The sequence below is a fragment of the Paenibacillus sp. sgz302115 genome (assembly GCF_056120445.1).
Genome location: NZ_JBVYOK010000003.1, coordinates 517,459 through 536,637 on the forward strand (window position 1 = coordinate 517,459; position 19,179 = coordinate 536,637).

Sequence of the window (19,179 nt, forward strand, 5' to 3'; positions counted from 1 at the left end):
GACTACCCAAGAATCTCGTGGCTTTAGCCATGAGAGGTTCAAAGAGAAAGATCTCATAGGGGCTGGGGGGCTTTACTTGGCATATGAATTGTTAATCACAATAGATAAGACATTGGATACATCCTTATCCAGACAGGTGTATGAGCAGATCCTGCAGGCTATTAACAGCGGTTGCTTAAGAAGCGGAGACCAGCTTCCTGCCACGAGATTGTTGTCTGAGCAGATTTTGGTCTCCCGCAGTGTCATTCTTCAAACCTATGAGCAGCTGCGGGCGGAAGGTTATCTGGAGATGAGGAGAGGAGCGGGAACATTTATTGCCGCTGGTGCAGCGGGCGCAGACACAGACCCCGGCAGTGTGACGGACAATTATTGTGCTGTGGCGACCAAAGCACCGAATTTCGTATCGGCTCCTCCCTCTCCGTCAGCGGTTCCTTATGATTTTCGTCATGGTGTACCAGCTTGGGATGTATTTCCGATGGACCGGTGGCAACGGGCCTTGACTGAGGTCTGCCGGAGGGCCACGCCTGACATGCTTACATACGGACCGGCGGAAGGCTCCCTGGCACTTCGGGAAGAGATTGCCCGGCTCGTGCGTTCTACCCGTTCCATTCCGGCACTTCCGGAGCAAATTGTGATTACGACAGGGGCTACACAAGCTCTTGATATTCTCGCTAGGCTCTGCCTGAGTGAAGGAGATCAGGTACTGGTTGAAGACCCAACCCATAACGTGCTCAGGGAAATATTCAGCTACTCAGGGGGTGAAGTGATTCCTGTACGAGTTGATCAGGAAGGAATATGTGTTCAGGAGATTGATGAATGTCTCGCGGTTCACAGTAAAAGAAAGTCAAAAACCCCCAAGCTGCTCTATGTAACCCCTTCGCATCAGTTTCCGATGGGTGTGACGATGTCATTTAACCGGAGAATTCAGCTTTTGGAATGGGCAAGAAGGTCAGGAGCACTCATTATTGAAGACGATTATGACAGTGAATACCGGTATGTTGGGCAAAAGGTATCAGCGCTCGCAGGGCTGGATTACTCTGGACGGGTCGTATATGTGGGAAGCTTCAGTAAAATTCTGTTTCCTGCACTGCGCATTGGCTATGCAATTCTCCCGCCTTCCTTGATAGAGCCCTTTCTGGCGATAAAATGGATTACGGACCGGATGACCCCTACGCTGGAACAGGAAGCGCTGACGGATTTCATCCAGTCAGGACAATATGCCAAGCATGTAAGCCGAATGGGAAAAATATATGCCACCCGCCGGGCCTGTCTGGTAAATGCACTGCAGCATGAGTTTGGCGAACGGGTCAAGGTTTTCGGAGACGAGGCTGGATTACATCTGCTCATTGAGCTGGATACAACGGCTGATGAGCGGTTGATTGCCGGGAAGGCTCTGGAGTATGGAGTGAAAATATATCCGGCATCCGATTATTTTCTTAACAATGTGCCTCAGAAGCCTACATTTATTTTGGGCTATTCCAATCTGTCTGAGAATCAGATCAGAATGGGCATCAAGCAGGTGGCGCTTGCCGAGAAAGAATGCCGAAGAATAAATCAGGTACCCGAGATTGACAGATATAGGAGCGCTGGCTATACTTGAAATGTCAAAATGCAAATTGTGCAAAACGTTGATGAAATGAAGTACGCCGGAGGATGGCTTGATCAGAGAAGAGGTTCCTTTACGAGATTCTTCGTAATTGGCTGTGAGAACCTTGAAGACAGGCCGGCGGAAAGCTGATTTCGGAGTGCGGGGCAATCCCGCCGGGAGGCTCCCGTTAACAGCCGCGACAAGGCGATCGTCTGCAGTTGTCCGTGATTTCACGGGTCAAGGCGATAACCAGGGTGGTACCGCGATAATCATCGTCCCTGAATTTATTCAGGGGCGTTTTTTTGTTTCCGGCAAAAGTGCCGCAATAACTATGAGACAGGGGCTGTACATGATGAAAGCAAGTGAAATCCGTTCCAAATGGCTGAAGTTTTTTGAGAGCAAAGGCCACCGAATTGAGCCGAGCGCATCGCTCGTGCCGCATAATGACCCGTCGCTGCTGTGGATCAACGCCGGGATGGCGCCGCTGAAGGCGTATTTTGACGGCCGGGAAATTCCCGAGAATCCGCGCTTGACCAACTCGCAGAAATGCATCCGCACCAATGATATCGAGAATGTGGGCAAGACGCGCCGCCACCATACGTTTTTTGAGATGCTGGGCAACTTCTCCATCGGCGATTACTTCAAGGAAGAAGCGATTACCTGGGCTTGGGAGTTCCTGACGGGCAAGGAGTGGATCGGGTTCGAGCCGGACCGCATCTCCGTTACTGTATATGCCGAGGATGAAGAAGCGTTCAAGCTGTGGAATGAAAAAGTCGGACTGCCCGCAGAGCGCATCATCAAGCTGGGCGACGACAACTTCTGGGACATCGGCGAAGGTCCTTGCGGCCCTTGCTCGGAGATTTTCTATGACCGCGGCGAAGCCTACGGCAGCGACATGTCCGATCCGGAAATGTACCCGGGCGGGGAAAATGAACGCTGGCTCGAGGTGTGGAACCTCGTGTTCTCGCAGTTCAACCACAACAAGGACGGCAGCTATACACCGCTTCCGAATAAAAATATTGATACCGGCGCAGGTCTGGAGCGTCTGGCATCCATTCTCCAGGATGTGGACTCGAACTTCGATACCGATCTGTTCCAGCCGATTATCCAGAAGACCGCAGGGCTTGCAGGCGTAACCTACAAGGACAGTCTGGAGCAGGATATCGCGTTGAAGGTAATCGCTGACCACATCCGTACGGTTACTTTTGCCGTGGGTGACGGCGTGCTTCCTTCCAATGAAGGCCGCGGCTATATTATCCGCCGTCTTCTCCGCCGCGCTGTGCGCTACGGCAAGACGCTGGGTCTTGACCGTCCGTTCCTGTTCGACCTTACCGAGACGGTGGGCGAAGTGATGGGCGTGTATTATCCGTCGGTGGTGGAGAACCGCGAATATATCGCCAAAATCATCCGCACCGAAGAGGAGCGTTTCCACGAAACGCTGTCCGACGGTCTGGCGATTCTGGGCGAGATCAGTGCCAAAGCCAAATCTGACGGGCTTAGCGCCATCGCCGGAGCAGACGCGTTCAAGCTGTATGACACGTATGGCTTCCCGTTTGACCTAACGGAGGATTTCGCTTCTGAGCAAGGCCTCAGCGTAGACCGTGAAGGCTTCGACGCCGCGATGCAGGAGCAGCGCGACCGCGCCAGAGCTGCACGCCAGGACAATGCCAGCATGAAGATTCAGGGTGGCGCGCTGGCCGAGCTGACGGTTAAAAGTGAATTTGTTGGATATAATGACACGGTAACAGAGTCGAAGGTGCTTGCCATTGTAGTTGACGGCGCGCTGGTGGATGTCGTCAGCGAAGGTGCTGAATGCCAGGTTATTCTTGAAGCTACACCGTTCTACGCTGAAAGCGGCGGTCAGGTCAGTGACACAGGTCTTCTGACAGGCGGGTCGGTTACAGCGAAAGTAACTGGACTCTTCAAGGCTCCGCACGGACAGCATGTACACCTCGTTACTGTAGAAGCCGGTGAGCTGAGAGTAGGAGACAGCGTCCGTGCCGAAGTGAACCGCGAGCAGCGCGAGGATATCGTGAAGAACCATACCGCTACCCACTTGCTGCATAAAGCGCTCAAGGAAGTGCTTGGCGGCCATGTTAATCAGGCAGGCTCTTTAGTAGAAGGCGCACGCTTGCGCTTTGACTTCTCGCACTTCGGCGCGATTACGCCGGAGGAGCTGAGCGACATTGAGCACCGGGTAAATGCGCAAATCTGGCGCGCTCTTGATGTTGTGATTGAGAACAAGCCGATTGATGAAGCTAAGGCTATGGGAGCAATGGCCCTCTTCGGTGAAAAATACGGCAACATTGTCCGTGTGGTTCAGGTTGGCGATTACAGCCTGGAGCTGTGCGGCGGTATCCATGTATCGAACACTTCACAGATCGGCATCTTCAAGCTGGTCAGCGAGAGCGGCATTGGCTCCGGGGTACGCCGGATTGAAGCGGTAACCGGACGTTATGCCTATCAGTTCACTGAAAGCCAGCTTGATCTGCTCAAGCAATCGGCAGGACTGCTGAAATCCTCGCTGAATGATGTGCCGAAGCGCATCGAGGCGCTGCATGCCCAGGTGCGTGAGCTGTCCCGCGAGAATGAATCGCTGCAATCCAAGCTGAGCGCAACCTTTGCTGCTGAGCTGACCGGCAGTGTGAAAACTGTGGGCGGCGGTACACAGCTGCTCGCGGTTCAGGTGCAGGCCGGCAATATGGACGCGCTGCGTTCTACTGCCGATGAGCTGAAATCCAAGCTGCCTGGTGCTGTGCTTGTACTTGGCGCTGCGATGGACGACAAAGTTAACTTTGTCGTGTCTGTGCCGCAGGAGCTGGTCAAAAAAGGCTTCCACGCCGGCAAGCTGGTGAAGGAAGTTGCTGCGGTATGCGGCGGCGGCGGCGGCGGACGTCCGGATATGGCGCAGGCCGGAGGCAAGGACGCCTCCAAGCTGGGCGAAGCGCTCGCGAAGGCTGAGGAGCTTGTAGCTGCTCTGGCGTAGAGCGAGGGCGGAATACATCCGGCGCAGCCGGGTGAAGTGAGGCCGTACCGGATGATGCGGTTCAAGGCCGATAAATCGGGGAATACCATTAAAGTGAAGCCGCAGCGGTACTGAGAGCTACATATCAGTACCGCTGCTTTATTCAGCATTCACTTTTGGCAACAATTGCAATAGCTTAAAAACCAAAAAAATCTCTATTTTTGTAGACAAAATGCCAAAAAAAGCGTTATCACTTGGGCAGGATTTCCTCGCAGGGCTATGAATATGTTATGATGAGGGCAGCAAGTAAGCTGTACAGCAGCAACTTTGCGAAGCCGCCCAAGAAGCGGGTGATTTTGCAGAAGGAAGGTGTCACAAATGGACTCCATGGACAAAACGGTCAAATTCAATGTGAAGGGCGACGAGAAGGAAGCTTCTTCCCAGGAAATACTGCTCGCAGTATACGATGCGCTGGTGGAGAAGGAATATCATCCCATCAACCAGATCGTAGGGTATCTTATTTCCGGAGATCCGGCTTACATTCCGCGTCACAACAATGCGAGAAGTTTGGTCCGGAGAAAAGAACGTGATGAGCTGATTGAGGAACTGGTTCGGTTCTACCTCGCTAGTCACCGGGTGGACAATCCGAAATGACGAAGAAGATGGGTCTGGATTACGGCGACCGCAGAATCGGAGTCGCCACAAGCGATATTTTTGGATGGACGGCTCAAGCTCTGGAAACGATTGAGCGGCGCGGCAACGGGAATGAATTCGAACGTATCCGCGAACTGGTCAAGGAACACGAAATTGGCGAGATTGTAGTTGGACTTCCGAAGAATATGAACGGCTCAGTAGGACCCCGTGGAGAGATCTGCATTGAATTTGCCGATCAGCTGCGGGAGCAACTGGAAATGCCCGTACACCTTTGGGATGAGCGTCTGACGACGGTATCCGCCGAGCGGATGCTGATTGAAGGGGACGTCAGCCGGAAGAAACGCAAAGGGATTGTGGATAAAATGGCCGCAGCCCTGATTTTGCAAAATTTTTTGGATGCTAACAGTAAAAGGTGAGGGGTGCGCTGAAATGACAAACGAGCAGATTGGCCAAGAAGAAGAACCGGAAATTATCTATATTCCCGACGAGGAAGGTAATGAAGAGGAATTCGAGGTCATCATGAAGTTTGAAGTCGATGGTTCGGACGCAAAGTATATGATGGTGGTTCCGCTGGATTCCGAGGATGAAGAGAGCGATGAGGTGTATGCATTCCGTTATGAAGAGGACGGCGATGATCTGCAGCTCTTTATGATCGAGAATGATGAGGAATGGGCGATTGTTGAAGAAACCTTCAATACTTTGGTAGATGAGCTGGACGGGGGAGCGGGGAATGACTGATTTTTCCGCCGAACACGTGGTTTGGACTTCAAAGCTCAAAGAGGTATATGGAGAAACAGTTGAACTGGAAGACGAGCAGGGCAAATCTTCCGTTTACGATATTATTGCCGAGTTTGAAGTCGGCGGCCGCGCCTATGCGGTGCTGGCCGGTTCCGCAAAAGGGGCCGAGCAGGAGATTCTGCGGATTACGGTTTCACCTGACGGGCTTCCCGAGCTGGAGACCATCGCTGATGACGAGGAATGGGAAGATGTCTCCGAGCTGTATGATGAGCTGACTTTTCCCGGCGAAGATAGTGAATAAGCTGGCTATATCTGCGTTAGGCACGGAAGAGGGCGGAATTTTTCCGCGCTCTTTTTGCTTGGAATTGAGCAAAATATTTTCAATAACAGCATTCTGCCGAAAATATATGTTGAATTTGAGACAATACAATTTTATACTTTATAGTCGGAAAGTGAGGAGTGACCTTTGAAAGCTGCAATCCGCACCATGCTCATTTTGTTTCTTTTGCTGGCAGCATTAGGAGGAGGAGGGGCATGGTACATTTGGAATGGCATGCAGCCGGTGGAGCCTGCAGGACCGGCAGTTACTTTTACGATAGAGAAGGGCATGGGCAGCTCGGAAATTGCCGATCTGCTTGAAGACAAGGGAATTATCCGTAAAGGATTGTTTTTTAAAGGCTATTTGAAGTGGGTCAAGGAAGGGTCCAGCTTCAAGGCAGGCACTTATACCGCGAGTCCCGGCATCACCTATGATTCACTGATTACCCGCCTGAATGCAGGCGATGTTGTGAAGAAGGATACCGTCCAGTTCACCATCCCGGAAGGGTATACGGCGAAGCAGATTGCCGGCAAGCTGGCCGCTGCCTGGAATCTCAAGGCCGATGTATTCCTTAAAATCATCGATTCGGGCGACGGATTGGCAGCGGTAGATAGGCTCGGTATCCCCAAAGACAGCAAGCTGCGGCACCGCCTGGAGGGTTATTTGTTCCCGGAGACGTATGAGCTGGTCAAAGAGAGCACGCCGGAGCAGATCATTGAAGCGATGCTGGAGCAGCTTGAGAAGAAGCTGGACAGCATTCCGGATTGGCAGGCGAAGCTGAAGGAACGCGGTTCATCCCTGCATGAGCTGCTGACGGTAGCTTCGCTGGTGGAGCGTGAGGTAGTGGTGGACAGTGAGCGTCCTATTGTGGCGGGAGTAATCTATAACAGGCTGGATAAGGGACAGAAGCTGGAGATTGATGCGACCGTGCAATATTTGCTGGATAAGCAAAAGGAGCGGCTGTATGATAAGGATCTGAAGGTGGACAGTCCGTACAATACCTATAAGAACGAGGGTCTTCCGCCTGGACCGATCAGCAGCCCGGGGCTTCCCTCTATCAAGGCTGCGCTTGAGCCGAAAGCTTCGGATTATTTCTTTTATGTAACCAAAAAAGACGGTTCTCAGGGCCATCTCTTCAGCAAAACCTACAAGGAACATTTAGCCAATATCAAAAAAAGTCAACAAAATTCGCGGTAACCGATTAAAATAGAGTGTGATGCGGTTTGAACCGCGAAGTAGGAGGGTGCAACATGAATAACAAACCGGAGCTGCTGGCGACAGCCGCTTCCTTGGAAGAAGCAGCTGATCTGCTGGAGGCCGGGGCAGATGCGCTGCTGATTGGGGATGACCGCTTCGGCATGCGTCTCGCCGGGCATTTTTCACTAGAGGATACAGCGGCAGTTGTCAAGCTGGCTCACGATAAAGGCCGCAAGGTCTACGCAGGCCTGGGCGGCCTGATGTCGAACCGGCTGCTGGACGAGCTTCCCGCATACGTGAAGGCTATCGGTGAGCTCGGTGTGGACGGCATCGAATTCGGCGATCCGGCCGTGCTGGCGGCAGTGAAGCAGGAAGCGCCTGGACTGAAGCTGCACTGGAACGCCGAGATGACCTCGACCAACTATGCAACAGCTAATTATTGGGGACGCAAAGGCGCCTCGCGGGTCGTTCTGGCCCGTGAGCTGAATATGGATGAAATGACCGAAATGGTGCCGCTGCTGGAGGTTGAAGCCCAGGTACAGGTACACGGCATGACAAATATTTATCATTCCAAGCGCAAGCTGGTGGCGAGCTACATGTCCCACCAGGGCCGTCCGAGCGATGGCGGAAGCCTTGGCAAGGAGCGGGGGCTGTTCCTGATCGAGGCGGAGCGTCCAAATGAGAAATTCCCGATTTACGAGGATGCGAACGGAACGCATATTATGAGCTCCGATGATATTTGCATCCTGGAGGATCTGCATTTCCTGCTGAAGGCCGGGGTGCACAGCCTGAAGATTGAGGGCCTGCTGAAGCCGGTTGCCTACAACGCGGCAGTGGTCAAGGCTTACCGTCATGCGATTGACCTGTATGCCGCCGATCCGGAGGGCTACGCCTTCCAGGAGGAGTGGATGGACAGCATCCGTGCGCTGCAGGACCCTGAGCGCGAGCTGTCCTTCGGATTCTTCTACAAGGAACAGGTGTATTAATTAAAATAAAAATAAGCAATGGCTCACCTTTTTAAAATAAGTTGATTAGGCGACATTAAGGTGTAGCGGCGGAGGGGAAGTTTGGAACTGGAGGAGCGGTAGCGTCCGCCTTTAGGTTTGGATTTCTACCGCGACAGCGGACTAAAATCAGGAAATCCAAACCTAACAGCGGCCGGAAGTCCAAACATTCCCCGCAGCTGCGTTTAACACCTAAATGTAAGACTTTCAGGTTGTTTTAACTGGTGAGGACAATGGAGGGGAGAACAGGAATGGGAACCATGACAAAGCCGAAATACAAAGGCAAACGTTACCGTCTGGACAAACCGGAGCTCCTTGCTCCGGCGGGTAATCTGGAGAAATTGAAATTCGCCGTGCACTATGGTGCGGATGCAGTATATATCGGAGGCCAGAAATACGGCCTGCGCTCGGGAGCGGATAATTTCAGCTTCGAGGAAATGCGCGAGGGCGTCGAATTCGCCAAAAAATACGGCGCCAAGGTGTTTGTCGCCACGAACATCTATGCTCACAATGAAGATATCGCCGGGATTGAAGAATACCTGCGCAGCCTGTATGAAGCAGGCATTGCCGCCATCATCGTAGCCGATCCTGCCATCGTCGATACCGCCCGCCGCCTGGTGCCGGGGCTTGAGGTGCATCTCAGCACCCAGCAGTCCACGCTGAACTGGCAAGCCGTGTCCTTCTGGAAGGAAGAGGGGCTGCCGCGCGTCGTGCTGGGCCGTGAAACGAGCCTGGAGGAGATTGCCGAGATCAAGCAGCATGTCGATATTGAGATCGAGAGCTTTATCCACGGGGCAATGTGCTCGTCGTACTCCGGCCGCTGTGTGCTGTCCAACCACTTTACGGACCGTGATTCGAACCGTGGCGGCTGCTGCCAGTCCTGCCGCTGGAAATACGACCTGTTCGAGGATGCCCGTCCCGAAGGTACATGGGTCTCCGAGGAAGAGCAGGCCATGACGCCGCTTCCGCTGCAGCCTGGGGTGACCCAGCTTCCGCTGCATCAGCCGGAGGATAACCAGTTCTCGATGGGCTCGAAGGATCTGTGCATGCTGGAGAGCATTCCCGACCTGATCGAAGCCGGTATTGACAGCTTCAAGATCGAGGGCCGGATGAAGTCCATCCACTATGTGGCGACGGTCGTCAATGCTTACCGCAAGGCTATCGACGCTTATATGGCTGATCCGGAAGGATATGTGCTGAAGCCGGAATGGCTGGAAGAGCTGCAGAAGGCGGCGAACCGTCCGCTGAATACCGGATTCTTCTATGATACGCCGGATCACGAGGATCATATTTACGAGCCGGAGGAAAAGGCCGCTCCTTATGATTTTGCCGGACTGGTGCTTGAGTATGATGCCGTGAACGGAACAGCGCTCATCCAGCAGCGCAATCACTTCAAGCCGGGACAGGAAGTTGAATTTTTCGGACCGGACAATACGTTCTTCAAACAAACCGTAGGCGAGCTATGGGACGAGGCAGGCCAGCCGCTTGATGCCGCCCGCCATCCGCTGCAGAAGGTGCGCATGAAGGTGGATCAGCCTGTTGCCTATTTCGACATGATGCGGAAGAAAAAATAAATATTTTCAAAAAAACTCACCAACCCATTGTGGATTCGGTGAGTTTTTCTTTTACCCTTATTCCTATTCCCTGCTCAAGGACTGGTGTTTCTCTTCAATCGTCTCCAGCAAACCAAACAGCAGCTCATTCGATTGGCTTAACAATGTTCCGCCCTGCGCCAGCATTTCCGCCGGTTTCTGAACGTATATGCCTTCTTCGAGATCATCTTCCCCATGCTTGATTAATTGTTGAATGCTCTCTCTGCTAGATTCCAGATGAAATTGCAAACCAATTACATGCCCGGCATAGACATAAGCTTGATTGGCGCACCCCAGGCTTAAAGCCGTCTTCTGCGCTTCCGCAGGCAAACGGAACGTATCCCCGTGCCAGTGAAAGGGGGTGAACTCCTGTGGAAAGTGGCGGAAAAAAGCCGATTCACCGGCACAATCCGTTAACTTAACCGGAAACCAGCCGATCTCCTTCAGATCATTTTTGTACACCTCGCCTCCGATTGCCTCTGCAATCAGTTGAGCACCCAGACAGATTCCAAGTACTAGCTTCCGGGCTTTGATTGCTTCCTTGATAAATTGCTTTTCCACCTTAAGCCAAGGATAATCGCTCTCTTCGTAGACTCCCATCGGACCGCCCAGGACAACAAGTAAATCGAATTCTGAAAGGGAGGGAAGGCGCGGCTGATCGTAGAGCATCGTGATTGCCTGTTCGTGGCTGTTTTTGCGTGCCCATTCGTCAATTCGCCCCGGTCCTTCAAAATGAACATGCTGTAAATAATGAATTCTCATATTTTCACCCCCGTTGTATTACGAACCATACTTTGTTAGTATATCAATCATTGGAATGCTGGAAAATATCCATCTGTCATATTATAGAGCAATCCATATTATTTGGGGGATGTAACCCTGGGGGTAAGCGGAGTGTTGACAATCAATCGTAATGATGAACGGCCCATATGGCAGCAATTGCTTGACCAGGCGATTCATAATATCACAACCGGGAATTGGCCTCCGGGTGAATTGCTGCTTCCGTCGCGGGAGCTTGCACAACTGGTGGGGGTCTCGCGTTCAACCATTCAAATCGTCTATGAGGAGCTGTTCAGCCGCGGCTATACCGTGACCTCCCGGCGTGGAGGAACGCGGGTGAGTGAGTGGAACCACGTCACAAGCTCTGCACAAGATGTTACGGCACAAGGGCCGTTGCCGCCCGAGCTTCCTTTATTAAATGCCGCCGTTGATCAATTGCAGGATTGGTTTAGAGGCAAGGAGCATCAAAGCGTGGAGATTGATTTTAGTCCTCATGAGCCTTATTTGGACGAGCATTTTCAAAAGAATTGGCGAAGGTCGTTTTTGCAGGCTTCAGCAATGATGGATTTGAGCAGTTGGTCGTACGGCGATGCTTATGGTTTCGAACCACTCAGGGAACAGATCCAGCGTTATTTATCGCTTGAACGGGGCATTCATGTGCAAACGAACCAAATATTGCTTACTTCAGGGGCTCAGCATAGTATTGACTTAATCGCGCAGTCGCTTTTAAGAGAAGGGGATACCGTAGCCGTTGAAGATCCCGGCTTTCCTGCTGCCTGGATGGCGATGAACTATCGGGGTATGAATGTTATCCCTGTTCCTGTGGATGAGCACGGACTGCAAGATGAGCATATCCCTCCAGAGTCCAGACTGGTTTTTGTTACGCCTTCTCACCAGTGCGCGGTTGGAGTCATCATGCCGGAATCACGCAGGCAGCAGTTGCTGCATCTGGCCGTTCAGAATCAGGCGTGGATTGTAGAGGACGATTACGACAGTGAATTCCGGTATCACGGGGGGCCGCTTCCAACTCTGTTTAGCCAGCAACCCCGGAACACTTTGTACATGATGAGCTTTTCCAAAATGATTGCCCCCGGCATTCGGCTGTCAGCCATTATCGGTTCAGTTGAGGCGATTGCCCAGCTTGCCCGGGTACAGGAGTTGACTTACCGCCATTTGCCGATTATGGAGCAGCTAACGCTTGCCCACTTCATCGCACATGGCCATTTCATGCACCATATGAGAAGGGTCCGAAATGTATACCGCCGCAGGCACGAAGCCATGACGAAAGCCATCATGACGAGCGGTCTGGGCGACCGGTTCACACTCAGTGGCGTGGAAACCGGACTGCATATGCTGCTTGAAGCCGGGGAAACGTTCGATGAGCACGCTGCAACTTTCCGGGCGCTTGAACAAGGGATCCGTGTGTACCCGCTTAGCTCCTATTGTTATAAAAGCAACCGTAAAGGATGGGTGCTGGGCTTTGCCAAAGTAGATGAAGCTGCGATTCAGCAGGGGATTTACCGGCTTGCTGAGGTATTAGCACCTTAGCAGGGCCGGCATCCTTTGGTCTATTCCTCTTGGTTCGCTTTTTCATTCCAATAATAGCTATCCGGCAAATAACGCTCGCCAAATACTCTTGTTCCTACCCGTATAATTGTAGCCCCTTCTTCGATTGCGACCTTGAAATCTCCGGACATTCCCATGGAGAGGATGTCCATTTCCACACCTGGAAAGCTTCTTTCAATTATTTGTGCCTGAATTTGTTTCAATAACCGAAAACAATGCCGGGTCTCGTCGTTAGTCGCATTCAGCTTGCCGATGGTCATCAGGCCTTTTATCCTCAAGGTTTCGAACTGGGATAACTGCTGGACCAGCTCCAGCGCTGCTTCCGGTGGAGCGCCAAATTTGCTTTCTTCGTAAGAGGTATTGATCTGAACAAGAATGTCCATGGTCTTGTTTTCCTTCATCAGTTGATTATGCAAGGCCTGGCCCAATTTCAAGCGGTCTACAGAGTGGATTAAGGTTACATATTTGACAACGTCTTTTACCTTATTTGTCTGGAGATGTCCGATAAAATGCCATTCCACTTGGTTGTATTGCTGCATAAGCGGAAACTTATCCCTAAGCTCTTGCGCTTTGTTCTCACCGAATAAAGTCTCTCCTGCTCTCATTGCCAGCTGCAGCTTTTCAAGCGGAACTGTTTTGGTAGCCAGCAGCAGCTTCACTTCTTCTTTCTTTCGCCCCGCCGCCTGGCAAGCTTGCTCCATTTGTTCATGCACCTCTTTAAGATTTTCTTCGACTAAATGGCTCATTTCTTCCCTCTTCCTCCTTTTTTTATCCAGGAACATGATTTAGCTTAATGTAATTTGGATTGCAATAAAATATCCAAAAAACATATTTTACAAGGTCCATAATGGATGGACATCATCGTTTTATTTCGCTGAAGATCAAAAAGCTGCTGCTATATTTGGGTTTATATGGGAATTGACTAAAAAATATAAAGAATCAGAGGTAATTTCTAAAGAAAACTAAGTAATTGGACCCATACTGCCGATATATAAAGAGTGAACGCTTACATATTTCTTCTAATCTAACTGGCAGGTGATTGTGATGGGAGCTCCGAAAAAGGAGAACGATGGAGAAAAGCAGAAAGAGAGAAGGATGAACGTGAAAAAGAAGAATAAAAGCAATAAAATGCCACCGCTCGTCCAAAAAGCAGAAACAGACCTCTCCGAAGATGCACAGACAACTGGCAAAGGTGAGGTTAAGAAGAGCAGCAAGTTATCCGGCTTGACCCTAAAGGGTGCGCTACATAGTTCGGTACGTCAGGTAAAGAGAGTCAACCCGATGAAATCGGTTGGCGTTAAGCTGTTCCTTATTTTCTTATCCTCAATCATAGTGGTGGTACTGGCACTAGGGTTGCTGTCCTTTAATAAGGCCAAGAATACCATCAAGGCTAATGTATCGGAAGCGAATCGCCAGACGATTATTCAGGTTTCGGAGAAGCTGGATATTACCTTGAAGCAATATGAGAATTTGGCGCTGCAGCTGTTTTTTGATACGCAGATGCAAAGCACCATTACACAGCTGGCAACTGCAGAATCCAGTTATGACAAGTTTGTTGCGACAGATGTCATCAGCAAGAAGCTTTCCAGCCAGACGACTACGGACTCTAACATTGTCGCCATTTCCCTGATTCCGACTTCGCCTGATTATGATGTTATCACAAGCGGAAGCTCCGGACTGAAGATGGACGGCATAAGAGATCAGGCATGGTTCAAAACGGTAGTTGCCAATGCTGAAAAATATCAGTCCCACTATTCCAAGGAAGAGAAGACTGCGCAGAATTACTGGTTCCCTACAGCCGTATCAGGCAACAACGGGAAGAATATCGCGATGGTAAGATCGCTCAAGAATCTTTCGGCTGATTCAGGATATGTGATCATGCTTGAGCTAAAGAATACGCTCCTGGAGGATTCGTTCAAGAGTGTTATGCTCGGAACCGGTTCACGGATTCAGCTCGTTTCACCGGAAGGTACTGTTGTAGCTTCTTCCATCCCTGAAGAGGACGGCAAGTTATCGGAGCTTTCTTTTATTAAAGAGAGCAAGGACAGCAAGGAAAGCCAGGAGGCCAAATTTCCAAATGGCGATGATGTGCTGGCTGTCTACAATCCAATGGCGAATGCGGACTGGAAGCTGGCGGGTGTTGTTCCGACCGGTTCACTGGTAGAAGCAGCTACTCCAATTCTGTTTACCACCTTCCTAGCTGCTGTAGTGGCGGCTCTGCTTGCCGTTGTTCTCGGCGTCTGGATGGTGCGCATGATTGCCAATCCTCTGGCCCGCCTGAAGGATCTTATGATTGTAGGCGCAAAGGGCGATTTAAGCGTACGTACCGAATATGTATCGCGCGATGAAATTGGACAATTGTCCGCATCGTTCAATACGATGATGGAGCGGATTACCGAGCTGGTTGCCCAGACAACGGATACAGCCCGTGAAGTGCTGGGTACGGCAGGCGAGCTTGGGGAGGCTTCCCGCAAGACTGCTATTTCCGCGAAGGAAATTGCTGCGGCTACGGAAGAAATCGCCGGTGGCGCTGGAAGTCTTGCTCAGGAGGCTGAACGCGGAAATGAGCTGACTGATTTGATCGCTACGCAAATGCAGAGTGTTATTGCTGCAAATGCCGAAATGGATGAGGCTGCACGCGGAGTTGGTGAAGCCAGTGGACATGGAGCGAAGCAATTGGAAGAATTGCTGAAGCAGACCAGCCGTACCGGAGAGATGACTACAGCGCTGGTCGACCGGGTCAACAACCTGAAAGATACGGTATTCTCGGTTATCAAGGTGCTGGATGTGATGAAGAACATCACGCAGCAGACGAACATTCTGTCGCTGAATGCGACCATTGAGGCGGCAAGAGCAGGCGAAGCGGGACGCGGCTTCATGGTGGTTGCCGATGAAGTCCGGCAGCTTGCTGAACAGTCCAAGGAGTCGATTGCCCTTGTAGCCGGAATTACGGATAAGATTATTACAGAGATGAATGAAACTGTAGCGGTATTGTCTGAAGTTGCACCGCTCTTTAAAGAGCAGATGAGCTCTGTAAAAAGCACCTCTGATATCTTTGTATCCGTGAAGGGACAAATGGAGGACTTTATTACCAGTCTGGAGTCGGTTACTGGAGCCATTAACACCTTGAACCATTCTCAGGGCGTCTTGTCGGATGCGATGGGCAACGTGAGTGCAGTAGCGCAGCAATCGTCAGCCACCTCGGAAGAGGTAGCTTCACTGAGCAACGAGCAGCAGAATGTGAGCGATCAGCTCGTTGCATTGTCGGGCAAGCTGGAGAGCGTGTCTACTCAGTTGAAGGACAAGCTTTCGCTGTTCACGATTAAATAAAGCGTCAAATAGTAGCGTTATCTTCTTCAGAGGCGTTCTGCAGCCATGCAATTGGCTGCGGGGCGCCTTTTTGCTGTGGGGGCGTAGCTGGAGAACACGAAGTAATTTCCTTGTGCAACGGCACACTAACACGTATAATAATTTTGTTAGGTAATTGTTATGATGAAGGAAATTGTTAGGTAAAGCTGAGCCAAGGAGAAGGACCGGATGAAAGCAAAACGCAGCCACAACTGGTGGTCCTACATTGGGGACATGAGCATGGAACGCAAGCTGCTCTTAGTGTTCCTGATTATCATTACACTGCCGCTTTCTTTTATCAGTGTGATCAGCTTCAAGAGTTATTCTGAATCCATACAGGCTAACACGGTTGCCTACTCGGAAAAGCTGATTGATCAAATGATGGATTCCATTGATGACTACATAGAGGATATGAAGCGGATTTCTTCCATGCCCGCCTATGTAAACGATATCAAACAGAATCTGATCCGCTCTAACCGGTATTATGAACAAAAAAAGATGATGGAGAGCAAGGGGAACAGCCCGGGGCCTGCTCCCGGCGACTTCGATCTGCTGCTGTCCATTCAGCGGGGGATTGAAGGGAATATCTCCTTCATTAACAACATCAAGCGGGGGACGAACTCTGTCTATATATTCGACGGCTACGGCAACGGATATTATTCCGCCAAGGATGGCGGCGTCCGCCTGGACCTTGCGCAGAGCTACAAGTTCTGGAGCGAGCAGTCCAAGGATTCGAGCGGAGAGGCGCTGCTCTTCGGTACTCAGGCGTATACAAGCAATCTGCAGAGCACTCGCTACGCATTCACGGTTGTCCGGAGGATTGTCGACGGCTTGTGGAATCCGATCGGACTGATTGCGGTGGAAGCCAACGTCAGCAATCTGGAGAACCAGGTAGCCGAGCTGGACAAGGTAACCCACGGCAAGTCGGTGATTGTCGATGCGGACGGCAAAGTCATTTATGACAGCGACCAGAAGCTGCTGACCACGGATATTTCCCATTCTACGCTGTTCCGCCAGGCCGAGGGAAGTGCCGGAAGCTTTTATGATACCGTGTCGGGCAAGGAGCGGCTTAATATTTATTCAAGCTCTGCCAAGACGAACTGGAAGGTCATTATTTCGATTCCTGTCGATGAATTGACCCGTGGGGTACAGCTTACCCGTAATGCGACTATCGTTGCAACACTGATTATTATCGTGCTGGCGCTGATCATCTCGATCATTTTGTCTTTTGCCCTGACCAAGCCGCTGAAGCAAATGATTCAATTGATGAAAAAGGTGCAGAACGGCGATCTGGATGTGAACTTCCGGGTACAACGCCGGGATGAGATCGGCTTGCTTGGCCATCAGTTCAACCGGATGCTGGGCCGCATCAGGCAGTTGATCCAGGATATTTACCGGATTGAGGAGCAGAAGAAGGAGGCGGAGCTGCAGGCGCTGCAGAGCCAGATCAACCCGCATTTTATCTACAACACGCTGGAATCCATCCGCATGACCGCGGAGATTAACGACGATGTAGAAGCTGCTGACATGATCTCCATTCTGGGCAAGCTTCTGCGCTACAGCACCAGTGAGCTGTCCGGCACAACCACCATGAAGCAGGAGCTGCTGTATGTAAGCAACTATGTCGAGCTGCTCGGCTGCCGTTATCCAGGCAGATTCGTGCTGCAGATCGACGTTCCAGAGGAGCTTGACAACTACTCCATGATTAAGCTGGTTTTTCAGCCGATTATTGAGAATGCCGCCTATCACGGGCTGGATGATACCAAACCCCAAATGCATCTCAGCATCAAATGCGAGATTGCGGAGCAGAAGCTGCTGTTCCACATTCGCGATGACGGCTGCGGGATGGATAAGGCCACTCTGGATAAGCTTAATGACAGCCTGAAGCATGAAATGCCGCCCAAGAAAAGCATCAACGGAGGCATCGGCATGAAAAATGTGCATCAGCGGGTACAACTGCATTATGGTGCGGCTTATGGCATCGAGGTTTTCAGTGAACCCGGGGAGGGGACGGATGTTATATTATCCCTGCCGCTGCCAGGACCGCAAGGTTTCGGAAAAGAATGGAAGAGAACAGAGGGGGAATCCGCTTGAAACGGATGAAGTTACGTTGGTCCATGCATATCATCCTGCTGCTGTTCCTGCTCCTGCTGTCTGCCGGCTGTAAGAACCGCAGCAATAATGGAGCACTGCCGCCGCCTTCGCCTGCGGGAGAGGAGGGCATATCCAGCCTGTCCGGCACAGTTGTTATGCTGACGAACCGGATTGACCTGATTGAGAATGGCACTTTCAAAGGTTATGCGGAGCAGTTCAAGAAAAAATATCCGCAGGCGAATGTGGAGTTCGAGGGCTTGTCCAATTACGCCACCGATATTCTGGTCCGCTTGTCCACCAAGGATGCCGGGGATGTGCTCCTGCTGCCGGTCAACCTGCCGGCGAAGGAGCTGGGCAATTTTTTTGAACCGCTGGATAAGGCGTTGTCTGCACAGGAAAGGTTCACTACATTTTCAACGTATGACGGTAAAAGATACGGGCTGTCCACGGGCACGACTACAAGCGGAATCGTCTATAACAAGCGGGCTTTTGAAAAAGCGGGTATTACAGAGGTTCCACGGACGCTCGATGAATTCTACGCAGCCAGCGCCAAGCTGAAGCGGGCGGGGATTACGCCGCTCTACATGAATTATGGCGCGGTCTGGCCGCTGCGGGAATGGGGCAACAATCTGGTCAATTATATGACAGGCAATCCCGATTATATGAACAACATGGTTCAGGAGGACAACCCCTGGAAGACCAGCAATGAATGGGGAAAGGCGCTTGAAATTGCCAGAACCATGATTGCCAAAGGGTATGTGGAGGAAGAGCTGTTCTCGAACAATTGGGAGATTTCCAAGACCAAGCTGGCAAAAGGAGAGGCTGGCATGTATCTCCAGGGAAACTGGACGATCCGCCAGATTCTGGATGCCGGAGCATCGTCCGATGATATCGGATTTTTCCCGTTTCCCTACGACAATAGCAGCACGCGCTACGCGCCGCTCAATCCCGATTGGTTCATAGGGGTCAGCAAGTTCAGCAAGAACAAGGAGCTGGCGATGGCATGGATGAAATTCTTTTTGAAGGATACTTCGTATGTAGCGGATTGGGGATTCCTGCCCCCGGATGGCTCAGAGGAGCCCACTATGCCGCAGTACCGCGAGTTCCTCTCCTACAATCCCAAGCTGGTAGAGGCTACAGTGCAGACTGATGCTTTTATTGATATGGCGAACCGGTCGAAGCTGAGCTTCTGGTCGGGCGATTATATTCAGGAGCTGATTGCCGCGCCAGATTTGCAGAAGTCCTTTGATGAATTAAATAGGAAATGGAAGGAAGCGCGGTCAGGACAGCAGGCATCACCCCAGCCGTAGGGAATCAATACAGAGTCAAGATAA

General features: G+C 51.3%; 15 protein-coding genes. 13 read left to right on the plus strand and 2 right to left on the minus strand.

Annotated features, from left to right (window positions below; translation table 11 throughout):
* Window positions 1-76 precede the first annotated feature (76 nt).
* From pdxR (AC0LWN_RS10450) to AC0LWN_RS10490, 9 genes are all read left to right on the plus strand, one after another.
* Window positions 77-1,600 (plus strand): MocR-like pyridoxine biosynthesis transcription factor PdxR, encoded by a 1,524-nt coding sequence (gene pdxR, locus AC0LWN_RS10450; RefSeq protein ID WP_474664939.1) that lies wholly within the window; start codon window positions 77-79, stop codon window positions 1,598-1,600.
* A gap of 340 nt (window positions 1,601-1,940) precedes the next feature.
* On the plus strand, window positions 1,941-4,574 hold the full coding sequence (gene alaS / locus AC0LWN_RS10455; protein ID WP_474665010.1) for an alanine--tRNA ligase: 2,634 nt from the start codon (window positions 1,941-1,943) through the stop codon (window positions 4,572-4,574).
* 357 nt (window positions 4,575-4,931) lie between these two features.
* A complete protein-coding gene (locus tag AC0LWN_RS10460) occupies window positions 4,932-5,207 on the plus strand; it encodes an IreB family regulatory phosphoprotein (RefSeq protein ID WP_458964771.1) in 276 nt (91 codons plus the stop codon).
* Complete coding sequence (gene ruvX / locus AC0LWN_RS10465; protein ID WP_458964772.1) at window positions 5,204-5,623, plus strand: Holliday junction resolvase RuvX; 420 nt, start codon at window positions 5,204-5,206, stop codon at window positions 5,621-5,623. The genes AC0LWN_RS10460 and ruvX overlap by 4 nt, the downstream gene beginning before the upstream one ends.
* A 13-nt stretch (window positions 5,624-5,636) precedes the next feature.
* Window positions 5,637-5,945, plus strand: coding sequence for a DUF1292 domain-containing protein (locus tag AC0LWN_RS10470; protein WP_019912423.1), 309 nt, complete (start codon window positions 5,637-5,639; stop codon window positions 5,943-5,945).
* A complete protein-coding gene (locus AC0LWN_RS10475) occupies window positions 5,938-6,246 on the plus strand; it encodes a DUF1292 domain-containing protein (RefSeq protein WP_474664942.1) in 309 nt (102 codons plus the stop codon). Before AC0LWN_RS10470 ends, AC0LWN_RS10475 begins: the two co-directional genes overlap by 8 nt.
* A 186-nt stretch (window positions 6,247-6,432) precedes the next feature.
* Window positions 6,433-7,461 carry an endolytic transglycosylase MltG gene (gene mltG, locus AC0LWN_RS10480; RefSeq protein WP_474665012.1) on the plus strand — a complete coding sequence of 343 codons (1,029 nt, stop codon included), beginning with the start codon at window positions 6,433-6,435 and terminating at the stop codon, window positions 7,459-7,461.
* Between the two features lie 53 nt (window positions 7,462-7,514).
* Complete coding sequence (locus AC0LWN_RS10485) at window positions 7,515-8,447, plus strand: peptidase U32 family protein (protein ID WP_474664944.1); 933 nt, start codon at window positions 7,515-7,517, stop codon at window positions 8,445-8,447.
* A 269-nt stretch (window positions 8,448-8,716) separates the two neighbouring features.
* Entirely contained in the window at window positions 8,717-10,039 is a 1,323-nt protein-coding gene (locus AC0LWN_RS10490; RefSeq protein WP_474664946.1) for a peptidase U32 family protein, read from the plus strand.
* A 63-nt stretch (window positions 10,040-10,102) separates the two neighbouring features.
* Here the strand turns inward: AC0LWN_RS10490 and AC0LWN_RS10495 are convergent, their stop codons facing one another.
* Complete coding sequence (locus AC0LWN_RS10495) at window positions 10,103-10,819, minus strand: type 1 glutamine amidotransferase (protein WP_474664948.1); 717 nt, start codon at window positions 10,817-10,819, stop codon at window positions 10,103-10,105.
* Between the two features lie 132 nt (window positions 10,820-10,951).
* Between AC0LWN_RS10495 and pdxR (AC0LWN_RS10500) the strand changes: the two genes are divergently transcribed.
* Window positions 10,952-12,385 (plus strand): MocR-like pyridoxine biosynthesis transcription factor PdxR, encoded by a 1,434-nt coding sequence (gene pdxR / locus AC0LWN_RS10500; RefSeq protein WP_474664950.1) that lies wholly within the window; start codon window positions 10,952-10,954, stop codon window positions 12,383-12,385.
* 20 nt (window positions 12,386-12,405) lie between these two features.
* Here the strand turns inward: pdxR (AC0LWN_RS10500) and AC0LWN_RS10505 are convergent, their stop codons facing one another.
* The gene (locus tag AC0LWN_RS10505; RefSeq protein WP_474664952.1) at window positions 12,406-13,149 is read right to left on the minus strand and encodes a YggS family pyridoxal phosphate-dependent enzyme; all 744 of its coding nucleotides are present in this window, start codon (window positions 13,147-13,149) and stop codon (window positions 12,406-12,408) included.
* 349 nt (window positions 13,150-13,498) lie between these two features.
* Here AC0LWN_RS10505 and AC0LWN_RS10510 point away from each other — a divergent pair, with 349 nt between their 5' ends.
* The 3 genes from AC0LWN_RS10510 (at window position 13,499) to AC0LWN_RS10520 (ending at window position 19,155) form a co-directional block, all read left to right on the plus strand.
* Window positions 13,499-15,733 carry a methyl-accepting chemotaxis protein gene (locus AC0LWN_RS10510; RefSeq protein ID WP_474665014.1) on the plus strand — a complete coding sequence of 745 codons (2,235 nt, stop codon included), beginning with the start codon at window positions 13,499-13,501 and terminating at the stop codon, window positions 15,731-15,733.
* Between the two features lie 207 nt (window positions 15,734-15,940).
* Complete coding sequence (locus tag AC0LWN_RS10515) at window positions 15,941-17,845, plus strand: cache domain-containing sensor histidine kinase (protein WP_474664954.1); 1,905 nt, start codon at window positions 15,941-15,943, stop codon at window positions 17,843-17,845.
* A 5-nt stretch (window positions 17,846-17,850) separates the two neighbouring features.
* Window positions 17,851-19,155 carry an ABC transporter substrate-binding protein gene (locus AC0LWN_RS10520; protein ID WP_474665016.1) on the plus strand — a complete coding sequence of 435 codons (1,305 nt, stop codon included), beginning with the start codon at window positions 17,851-17,853 and terminating at the stop codon, window positions 19,153-19,155.
* Window positions 19,156-19,179 lie beyond the last annotated feature (24 nt).